Below are 10,105 nucleotides of genomic sequence, written 5' to 3'. Positions count from 1 at the left end.
GGCAAAAGCAAACTGAGGTAATCCTTTTCTTCCAATTCTTTTTTTTAACAAAGAAAATCGATTGAACCCAATTCCCCAACTTTTAGGACTGATCCCATAAAACTGCTTCATCCTCGAAAAATTTTGGTCAAAATAAAAAAGGGTAGCTTTTGCTACCCTTTTGAGCCCCTTGCCGGGATCGAACCAGCGACCTACTGATTACAAGTCAGTTGCTCTACCAGCTGAGCTAAAGAGGCTTTTTTATCTGTCTGAGAGCTTAACTCCCTTAAGACTCTGCAAATATAGAAGCTTAGATTTTACCTCCAAAATGTATTTTGAAAAAAAATAGGGAGATAAAACTATCTCCCTATTTATGAGTACATTAAAATTCTCTGATTATCGAAAGTTTTTTCTTAAGTTTATCAATTTCTGCTTCAGCTTTCTTGATCTTATCATCAAACTGATCTTTCAACTTATCAGCAGTTCTTGATGAGGCGAAAAACTCGAGGTTATTTTTCCACAATGTGATATTATTTTCCAGATCAGAAATCTGTTTTCTGATTCCGTGTTCTTTTTTATTGAGGGCACGGTTAGCATTTGGATCAGATTGAAGTTTATTCAGATTTAGCCTGAACAAGAATTCATCCTTATTTCCTCCCTCTATACCAAGTTGCTGCACGTAATAATCCACTGCTTCGTTAAATCGTGCTAAAACTTCTTTCATATTTTTCCTTGGAACGAAGCCTATGGCGTTAAACTCATGAATCTTAGCTTCAAGGGAGTCTTCAGATTTTGAATCAGAATCTGCTTCAGCTTTAATTGCGTCACATAAAGCGTTCTTAGCTAATAGATTGTCTTCGAATTCCTTATTCACAGCTTTGTTGGCTGCTCTTCTATTATCAAAGAAATCATCACAAGCTTTCTTAAACCTAGTATACAATTCATCTCTGAATTTCTCTGGAGTTGGACCAAGTTTTCTCCACTCCTGCTGCAATGAAATGAGCTTATTAGCAGTGTCTTGCCAATCTGTACTTTCTACAAGCGCTTCAGCTTGCTCTATCAATGCTTCAGCTTTTACCTTATTTGCAGCTCTGATTTCATCTAATTCTTTAAAAAATAAATTCTTATTGTGAAAAAACAGCTTGAAAGCACTCCAGAATATTTTATTAATATCTTTTCCAAGCTCTCTTGGAACGGGGCCAATAGCTTCCCATTCTTTCTGAATAGCCAAAACCTCCTTGGTTTTTGCATTCCATTCTTTAATTTTAGAAGCAGAAAAATCCGTATAAGCTTCTAATTTGGCAATAAGTTCTTTTTTGAGTTCGTAGTTCTTATTATATACCTCCTTTTGACTTTCAAAGAATTCTTTTCTCCTATCATAAACAGCATCAGAAGCTGTTTTAAAGCGAGTCCAAAGTGCTTCTTGTTCTTCTCTTGGCACAGGGCCTATGTGCTTGAATTCTTCATGAAGGTCATTCAAAGCCTTGATTGCTTCACCTAAATCTTCATGTTTGACAAGCGCTTCTGCTTTTTCACATAATTCTAATTTATGCTCTAAATTCTTCTTTCTGTCAAGCTCCTTTAATTCAAAGTATATACTCCTATTATCATAGAATCTATCCATTAGAGCATTATAGGAAGCCCAAAGGCTTTTATTTTGGGATGCAGGAACTTGTCCTATTTTCTTCCATTCTTCTTGAATAGCTTTGATGGCATTGATACTTAAAGTAGTCTCTTCACCATCCACCAAATCTCTCAGACGATCCAAAATCGCGTTCTTTGCATTAAGATTTCCTTCTTTCTGCTTTTCTTGGTTTTTGAAAAACTCAGCTCTTTTTGCTTTGAATTCATGTGCTAATGCATAAAAGACATTATCTGTATCAGATCTTCTGAACTCAAAATCACCTTCTGCTCCTCCAGAAGCCAGAAACTCTTTTAAAGCTTCCTCCTTTTCCTTATTAAAAAATTCATCATAATGTGTTTTCAGGTCATTTATCTTAGCATCTGCTTTTATAAAATTCCCAGTAGCCACTACTGACTTTAACTCATCTAACAATTGTTTCTTAGTGAATCCCGAATAATCTACCTCTTCATCCAAATCATGTTCTTCATGACTGGTCTCCTCCTCTTTTTCAGATTCTACTTCGAGATTTTCAACATTACCCTGCACTTCTTGAATATCAGTTGCTTGGGTCACCTTGTCCTCTTCGGACATTTCTTTGTCTGTGCTCATAATTAATCAATGCTTATCAAAAACAGTTAGAACAAAAGTAAGGATTTTGTTCAATTTAATCTTGGGTCAATAGGATAATTTGCCATAAACTGATATTCTCCCCCCATATTTTTCAATATTAATTTCCATAATTCATCTGCTGAGGCAAAGAGTAAGTTTTCTGAGTTATCATAGGCACTTACAATCCAGGTATTGTCCTCAATTTCACCTTCTAATTGACCTTCAGACCAACCTGAATAACCTATAAAAAACCTGATGCTGTCTAAATCTACCTCTTGGTTAATCAATTTGGCCTCTAGCTGTTTGAAGTCCCCCCCCCACCAAAGACCATTACCTAAATTTATACTTCCATCGAGCATTTGTTCTCCATAATAAATATAATGCAGAGTATTTTGCTCAACAGGCCCACCAACATAGACATCACATTCCATGAAGCTTAACTCCTCAATCAGCTCTCCAAGCTTTAGAATAGACAATTTATTTAAAACCAATCCAAAAGCACCATTTGAATTATTTTCACATAATAATACTACAGATCTTACAAAATTTTCGTCTTGCAAAAAAGGTTCAGATATCAATAGATCTCCTGATTTCGCCTGTTTTTTAGAATTTTCTTCCATAAAAATTGATTTCATTTGATGAATTTGAATATAAATCTAAATTTTTTAAATGCAATAAGAATAGTAATTTTAAAAGAAGATATTTATCAATATTAACATTTACTTAAACCGCAGGTTTATAAATTAGATACTTAAACAAATGAAAATTTCTGATATAAGAATTGAATATGCCTTAAAATCACTTGATATAAAGGATGTAGAAAACGAGCCACTGAAGCAATTTAAAAATTGGTTTGATGAAGCTGTTAATGCTAAGGTATTGGAAGTTAATGCCATGAACTTAGCAACTATACAAAATGATAACACTCCAAACTCTCGTATTGTATTACTCAAGGGGATTGAAGATGGATTGGTTTTTTACACCAATTATAACAGCACAAAAGGTGAAGAGTTGAAAAATAACCCAAATGTAGCAGTCACTTTTTTTTGGGCGGAACTTGAAAGGCAAGTCAGGTTTCTAGGGAAAGTTAAAAAAGTGAGCCAAAAAGAATCAGACAAATATTTCTTTTCTAGGCCCTTTTCATCACAGGTAGGTGCTTGGGTTTCTCCTCAAAGCCAAACTATTCCTGATAGGGAGGTTTTATCGAAAAAAGAAAAAATGCTACAGGAAAAATTCACACCGGAAACTATTAGTAGGCCTCCTCACTGGGGGGGCTATAGAATAATTATTCATGAAGCTGAATTTTGGCAAGGAAGACCAAGTCGGCTACACGATCGTATTTTATACCAGCTAGACAACAATGGAAATTGGTCTATCAGCAGAATAGCCCCATAAAAAAGCCCTCTTGGGCTTTTTTTACTTTAAATCAAACAAGTCTTGAACTCCTATTGATCTTTCCTTTGTAAAACCTTCTCCATATTTCACATTGATACTGTGTCCATATTCTCGTGCTCTTGCTTCTATGAAATCAAGAAAATTTTCTGAAGAAATAAAACTTTGAGGTTCTTTGCTATTTGGATCAAAAAACTGAGACTTGAAAGCTTTAATACTAGCCAATTTCGTATTCCAATACGAAGAAATATCCACCACAAAATCTGGTTGGATGTAATTATTCTGGATATAATGATAAACGTATTTAGGTCGCCAAGGCTCTTGCTGTATTCCATCTAATTCAGTCACTATTTTCCTCAACCCACTCATGAAACAAGCCTTTGATGTAACTTCACCACCTTTCCCATGATCAGGGTGTCTATCAGATACTGCATTAGCTAGCACTATTTCAGGCTGATATTTTCTGATCATTTTCACAATTTCTATTTGATGTGCAAAATCGTCCAAAAACAAAATATCTTCAAAGCCAAGATTCTCTCTTGCTGAAAGTTGAAGAATCTGAGCTGCCTCATTTGCCTCTTGCAATCGAAGTTCAGGAGTACCTCTTGTACCTAACTCCCCTTTTGTAAAGTCTACAATGCCAACTTTTTTACCTTGGGCAACAGAAGCTGCAATTGTACCTGAACAAGCCAACTCAGCATCATCAGGATGTGCTGCAAAAACAAGTATATCTAATTTCATGTAAAGCTTTCGAGTGATTTTTTCCTTGATACAACACTTTAAAACTACAAAAAGGTTTATCTTATTCTAAGATTTTGTCCAACTCTTAGAACACTTCTAGTAGTCATATTATTAAGCCGTGTTAGTTGAGCAACAGAAACACCATACCTTCTTGCTATAACACTCAAGTTTTCCCCACTTCTAACTCTATGATAAACAGACTTCTGAGCTTCAATTACATGATCAAAACTAGAGGCGGTTATCATGTATATATCAGATCTCAACCTGCCGGAATTAAAGTCAAACAGCTGCGTCGGATTAATCGATAAACCTTGATAACGAACCTCATAATGCAAATGAGGCCCTGTACTTCTACCCGTACTTCCACCTAAACCCAAAACATCTCCTGCTTTTACTTCTTGCCCTACATCTACTAGAATTTTTGACATATGACCATAAAGTGTCTCTAATCCATTTTTGTGCCTTACCACAACATAATAACCATAGCCATTTCTATCATAGGATCTAATTCTTACTATACCATCAAAAGTACTGAATATAGGATCTCCTGTTCTTAACTTCAGATCCGTACCGTGGTGCCATCTATACCTTCTAAATCCAAACTCAGACGTAATTCTAGTCTCTTCAAGTGGCATAGCCCAATTAGTCCCAAAAAATTGATCATAAAGTTTCACATATACTGTATCTTTAAAATCTTTAGGGTTGAAATCATATATATTGATTTTTTGGCTATCCCAAGAAGAAAAGTATTCATATGCTGTCACCCAAATACTATCTATTTGAATTTGCTCGGAAACTCTTACGAGTTGATTGGTAGGAGCCCATATTAATGATAATGTATCCTCAGATACTATACTTAGTCTTTTTTTGATGTTGACGTAGTCTCTAAAAAAGAGTGAATCAGTTTCTCTTGTCAATCCTTGCAAAAATCTTTGGGAATCAAAAAGTCTAATATCTCGCAAAAGAGGGTTTGAATCAACCTTCGAAGGTTCGGTAGGTTTTTTGATGATTTTTGGAAAAACTTGAGCGTAGGTCTCTGTAAAACCTACACTCAAGAATAAAATAATCAATAATAATTTTCTATAAATCATTCTTACCTATTAAGACTATTCTTTGGATGCTAAATACCTTTCAGCATCTAATGCCGCCATACAGCCAGTTCCTGCTGCGGTCACTGCTTGTCTATAGATGTGATCTTGGGCATCTCCACAGGCGAAAACTCCCTCTATATTTGTTTTAGTACTGCCAGGAATAGTTTTAATATAACCAGATTCATCCATATTGATGAATTCCTTGAAAATATCCGTATTAGGCTGATGACCAATGGCTACAAAGAAACCCGAAACTTTAAGCTCTCTTACTTCCCTAGTAACATTATTTTTTACTCTGGCCCCTATCACCTCTTCTTCACCTAATATTTCCTCTGTTTCCGTATTCCAGAGAATCTCAATTTTAGGGTTATTCATTACTCTTTTTTGCATGATTTGGGATGCTCTCATTTCATCCCTTCTTACGATCATGTAAACTTTATTACAAATATTTGCTAGATAAGAAGCCTCTTCACAAGCTGTATCCCCAGCCCCAACAATAGCAACATCTTGACCTTTAAAGAAAAATCCATCACAGACTGCACAAGCTGAGACGCCCTTACCATTCAACCTTTCTTCACTTTCTATTCCAAGCCACTTGGCTGATGCTCCAGTAGATATAATCACTGTGTCAGCATGAATTTCTACTTGATCGTCTACTATCACTTGATGAGGCTGCACATTGAAGTCCACTTTTGTCACCAGACCATATCTAACCTTTGTACCAAATCTTTCTGCTTGCTTTCTGAAATCCTCCATCATTTCAGGTCCCATTATACCATCTGGGTAACCAGGATAGTTCTCAACATCAGTGGTGATTGTAAGTTGTCCACCCGGTTGTCCTCCTGTATATAGAACAGGATTCATTCCAGCTCTTGCAGCGTAAATTGCAGCAGTATATCCTGCAGGACCAGAGCCTATAATTAACACTTTTACTTTTTCTATTTCTGGAGCCATTTATTTTGATTTTAGGGTTGGCAAATTTTGTTAAATTAAAATATACAACAAAGTATATTCTTGTTAAAATTCCATAAAAAACTTATTAATGTCAGTGATTAAAGTCATGTTAAACTTTCAAAATAAAGTAACTTGGCCATCACACAATAAAAAAGGGGAATCTCTTCCCCTTTTAACATTTAACTTTATATCAATAAAGTTAAACTTAACCAAGATACGGCTTTAAAGTTTTACTTCTAGAAGTATGTCTTAATCTCCTGATTGCCTTTTCTTTAATTTGTCTTACTCTTTCTCTTGTTAAATTGAATTTCTCACCGATTTCTTCAAGAGTCATCGCATGTTCTCCATTCAGTCCAAAATACAAAGTAATGACATCTGCTTCTCTTTGAGTCAAGGTAGATAATGCCCTTTGAACTTCCTTTCTCAAGGAATCATTCATCAAACCATCATCAGGCTTTTCTTCTCCGTCATTTTCTAAAACATCAAGAAGGCTGTTTTCTTCTCCTTGAACAAACGGAGCATCCATTGAAACGTGTCTACCAGATATCTTCATAGTATCCACAACCTCGCTTGCCGTCACTTCCAAAACTTCAGCTAACTCTTCTGGAGAAGGCTCTCTTTCAAATTTCTGCTCAAGCTCTGAGAATGTTTTACTGATTTTGTTCAAAGAACCAACTCTATTGAGCGGGAGTCTTACAATTCTAGACTGTTCAGCAAGTGCCTGAAGGATTGACTGTCTGATCCACCAAACAGCGTAAGATATAAATTTAAAACCTCGGGTTTCATCAAACCTTTGAGCTGCCTTGATCAAACCTAAGTTTCCTTCGTTAATCAAATCACCTAAGGATAAACCCTGATTTTGATATTGCTTGGCTACAGAAACTACAAATCGAAGGTTGGCTTTGGTCAATTTCTCCAATGCAAGCTGATCGCCTTCACGGATTCTCTTTGCTAAAACCACCTCCTCGTCTGCGGTAAGTAAATCTACTTTGCCGATTTCCTGTAAATATTTATCTAAGGACTGACTTTCTCTGTTGGTTATCTGTTTGCTAATTTTTAGCTGCCTCATTCAAGAATAATGTTTTGTTACAATTAGGACTCTGATATAAACAGAATATTTGAGTATTAAGGTTCAAAATAATCAAAATGATTAATTAAACATCAAACTTAATTATCTGTTTTTTCTGGCTTTGGCAATAATACCTTTCTAGATAACTTAAACTTACCTGTTTTTTTATCTACATCAATCAATTTAACTTGAATTTCTTCTCCTGGTTCAAGTACACCCTCCATATTTTCTAATCTCTCCCATTTGATTTCGGAGATATGTAGAAGGCCATCTTTGCCTGGCATAAATTCAACAAACGCTCCGAAAGGCATAATATTTTTAACTTTACCTGTATAAGTCTCACCTATCTCTGGTTGAGCAACAATTCCTTTGATTCTAGAAATTGCAGCATTCATTGAATCTTGATCATTAGAGAATATGTTGATTTTACCAGCATTGTCTTTCTCTTCAATCACGATTGTAGCTCCTGTATCTTTCTGAATCTCTTGAATTACTTTTCCACCAGGACCGATTACTGCACCTATCAATTCTTTAGGAATTGTCATGATAAATGACCTTGGTGTATGTGGCTTCAATTCAGGCTTAGGAGCAGAAAGTGTTTTAGTTATTTCTCTCAAGATATGTAATCTTCCTTCTTTAGCTTGATACAGTGCCTCTTTCAATACATTGTAATCTAAACCTTCAACCTTCAAATCCATTTGACAAGCAGTGATTCCTTTTTCAGTGCCAGTTACCTTGAAATCCATATCTCCAAGATGATCCTCATCACCTAATATATCTGAAAGAATGGAATATTTGCCAGTCTTTGCATCTGAGATCATTCCCATTGCAATACCTGTAACTGGAGCTTTGATTTGAATACCCGCATCCATCAATGCAAGTGACCCTGCACAAACGGTGGCCATCGATGATGATCCATTTGATTCTAAGATATCAGAAACAATTCGGATAGTATAAGGATTCTCGTCATCTTTAGGAAGTACTTTTTTCAAAGCTCTCATGGCTAGATTACCATGACCAACCTCTCTTCTGCCTGGTCCTCTATTTGGTTTTACCTCACCAGTGGAAAATCCAGGGAAGTTGTAATGAAGGAAAAACTTATTGTACCCTGAGATCATGGCACCATCTATCATCTGCTCGTCCATTTTAGTCCCAAGTGTGCAAGTAGTCACAGATTGTGTCTCACCTCTTGTGAATACGGCAGAACCATGTGCTGATGGCAGGTAATCAACGACTGACCAAATTGGTCTTACCTCGTCTAATTTTCTACCATCGAGTCTTTTCTTTTCGTCTAAAGTGAGATTTCTAGCTGCTTCCTTATGGATTTTTGAAAAATAAGGACCTATTAGGCTTGCTTCAAATTCATGCTCCTCACCCAATGACTCAATAAAACCCTCCTTGATTGCCTTGATTAGATCAGATCTCTCTGATTTATTTGCAATTTGCTTGCTTACTACATCATAGCATTTCTGATAGAGTTCTGCATGCATTTTTTCATAGAGTGCTGAATCAGATTTTTCGTGATTGTACTCACGTTTTACTTCTTTACCAACAGCCTTTGTTAATTCTTTCTGAACCTGACAATGCCTCTTGATTTCTTCATGGGCAAGTTGCATCGCTTCCACCATTTCATCTTCAGAAATCTCATCGGCTTCACCTTCTACCATCAAAATATATTCTTCAGAACCAGCAACGATGAATTCCAAAGATGCTTTTTCTAATTGCGTTGGAGTTGGATTGATAACCAACTGTCCATCGATTTTTGCTACTCGAACTTCTGAAATAGGTCCATTGAATGGAATATCTGAGACAGCCAAGGCTGCAGATGCTGCAAGTCCTGCCAAACAATCAGGTAGTACATCTGCATCGGCAGACATCAATGTGATCGCTATCTGAGTATCAGCATGATAATCATCAGGAAAAATTGGTCTAATAGCTCTATCTACTATTCTACTAATAAGGATTTCATAATCTGACAACCTTCCTTCTCTTTTCAAGAATCCGCCTGGAATCTTTCCTGATGCGGCAAACTTTTCTTGATAATCAACTGACATCGGAAGAAAGTCTACGCCTTCTCCAGCTTCTTTTTTAGAAACTACGGTCGCCAAAAGCATTGCTTTGCCCATACGGACAACAACAGCTCCATCAGCTTGCTTAGCAAGGGCACCTGTTTCAATAATGATTTCTCTACCGTCCTCTAGGGTGATAGTTTTAGAAATTATGTTAGGTAACATACGATTTTGTTAAGAATAAATGTGTAATAGTTTTAAAAGTAAGGTTTAATATCTGGGGGAAAGCAAAAAAAGTAAGGTTCTCTATATGAGAACCTTACAGTAATTATTATTTACGTAATCCTAGATCGGCAAGTACAGCTCTGTATCTTTCGATATCATTTTTGTAAAGATAGTTTAGCAAACTTCTTCTTTTACCTACTAGTTTCAAAAGACCCAATCTGGAAGAGTGATCCTTTTTGTTTGATTTCAAATGGTCAGTTAAATGCTTGATTCTGTATGTGAATAAAGCAATCTGAGACTCAGGAGAACCTGTATCAGTATCAGACTTTAACCTACCATGATTTTTAAACAACTCTACTTTTTTCTCTGAAGTTAAATACATGATTAGTTAAATTTTTTATGTTTAAACAGC

Annotated in this window: 9 protein-coding genes and 1 tRNA gene; 1 reads left to right on the top strand and 9 read right to left on the bottom strand. The window is 36.0% G+C overall.

The features are described 5' to 3' along the window. Positions 1-163 precede the first annotated feature (163 nt). The 3 genes from CHB66_RS08260 to CHB66_RS08250 form a co-directional block, all read right to left on the bottom strand. Positions 164-236: transfer RNA gene (locus CHB66_RS08260), tRNA-Thr, on the bottom strand. A gap of 125 nt (positions 237-361) precedes the next feature. Beyond that, positions 362-2,212, bottom strand: coding sequence for a DUF349 domain-containing protein (locus tag CHB66_RS08255; RefSeq protein WP_089239848.1), 1,851 nt, complete (start codon positions 2,210-2,212; stop codon positions 362-364). A 50-nt stretch (positions 2,213-2,262) separates the two neighbouring features. Then, entirely contained in the window at positions 2,263-2,832 is a 570-nt protein-coding gene (locus tag CHB66_RS08250) for a YqgE/AlgH family protein (RefSeq protein WP_089239870.1), read from the bottom strand. Between the two features lie 139 nt (positions 2,833-2,971). On the opposite strand from CHB66_RS08250, the gene pdxH reads away from it, so the two are divergent. Further along, positions 2,972-3,607 carry a pyridoxamine 5'-phosphate oxidase gene (pdxH, locus tag CHB66_RS08245; protein ID WP_089239846.1) on the top strand — a complete coding sequence of 212 codons (636 nt, stop codon included), beginning with the start codon at positions 2,972-2,974 and terminating at the stop codon, positions 3,605-3,607. A gap of 21 nt (positions 3,608-3,628) precedes the next feature. Here pdxH and bshB1 read toward each other — a convergent pair whose 3' ends face one another. From bshB1 to rpsO, 6 genes are all read right to left on the bottom strand, one after another. Continuing rightward, on the bottom strand, positions 3,629-4,345 hold the full coding sequence (gene bshB1, locus CHB66_RS08240) for a bacillithiol biosynthesis deacetylase BshB1 (RefSeq protein WP_089239844.1): 717 nt from the start codon (positions 4,343-4,345) through the stop codon (positions 3,629-3,631). 56 nt (positions 4,346-4,401) lie between these two features. Beyond that, a complete protein-coding gene (locus CHB66_RS08235; protein ID WP_089239842.1) occupies positions 4,402-5,436 on the bottom strand; it encodes a M23 family metallopeptidase in 1,035 nt (344 codons plus the stop codon). A 15-nt stretch (positions 5,437-5,451) separates the two neighbouring features. Next, positions 5,452-6,390: a thioredoxin-disulfide reductase gene (trxB, locus tag CHB66_RS08230; RefSeq protein WP_089239840.1), complete on the bottom strand. Its 939-nt coding sequence runs from the start codon at positions 6,388-6,390 to the stop codon at positions 5,452-5,454. A gap of 205 nt (positions 6,391-6,595) precedes the next feature. Next, a complete protein-coding gene (locus CHB66_RS08225) occupies positions 6,596-7,459 on the bottom strand; it encodes a sigma-70 family RNA polymerase sigma factor (RefSeq protein ID WP_014773234.1) in 864 nt (287 codons plus the stop codon). Positions 7,460-7,557: 98 nt separating this feature from the next. Next, positions 7,558-9,693 (bottom strand): polyribonucleotide nucleotidyltransferase, encoded by a 2,136-nt coding sequence (gene pnp / locus CHB66_RS08220; protein ID WP_089239838.1) that lies wholly within the window; start codon positions 9,691-9,693, stop codon positions 7,558-7,560. Between the two features lie 106 nt (positions 9,694-9,799). Next, entirely contained in the window at positions 9,800-10,075 is a 276-nt protein-coding gene (gene rpsO / locus CHB66_RS08215) for a 30S ribosomal protein S15 (RefSeq protein ID WP_076502947.1), read from the bottom strand. Positions 10,076-10,105: the final 30 nt, after the last annotated feature.

This window comes from Belliella buryatensis (assembly GCF_900188245.1).
GTDB lineage: Bacteria > Bacteroidota > Bacteroidia > Cytophagales > Cyclobacteriaceae > Belliella > Belliella buryatensis.
This window is presented reverse-complemented; position numbering and strand designations above follow the sequence as displayed.

What these genes read in the sequence shown, in the direction of transcription:
- pdxH (WP_089239846.1), top strand. Translation starts at nt 2,972, where the DNA reads ATGAAAATTTCTGATATAAGAATTGAATATGCCTTAAAATCACTTGAT.
- CHB66_RS08235 (WP_089239842.1), bottom strand. Translation starts at nt 5,436, where the DNA reads ATGATTTATAGAAAATTATTATTGATTATTTTATTCTTGAGTGTAGGT.
- pnp (WP_089239838.1), bottom strand. Translation starts at nt 9,693, where the DNA reads ATGTTACCTAACATAATTTCTAAAACTATCACCCTAGAGGACGGTAGA.
- trxB (WP_089239840.1), bottom strand. Translation starts at nt 6,390, where the DNA reads ATGGCTCCAGAAATAGAAAAAGTAAAAGTGTTAATTATAGGCTCTGGT.
- CHB66_RS08250 (WP_089239870.1), bottom strand. Translation starts at nt 2,832, where the DNA reads ATGGAAGAAAATTCTAAAAAACAGGCGAAATCAGGAGATCTATTGATA.
- rpsO (WP_076502947.1), bottom strand. Translation starts at nt 10,075, where the DNA reads ATGTATTTAACTTCAGAGAAAAAAGTAGAGTTGTTTAAAAATCATGGT.
- CHB66_RS08225 (WP_014773234.1), bottom strand. Translation starts at nt 7,459, where the DNA reads ATGAGGCAGCTAAAAATTAGCAAACAGATAACCAACAGAGAAAGTCAG.
- CHB66_RS08255 (WP_089239848.1), bottom strand. Translation starts at nt 2,212, where the DNA reads ATGAGCACAGACAAAGAAATGTCCGAAGAGGACAAGGTGACCCAAGCA.
- bshB1 (WP_089239844.1), bottom strand. Translation starts at nt 4,345, where the DNA reads ATGAAATTAGATATACTTGTTTTTGCAGCACATCCTGATGATGCTGAG.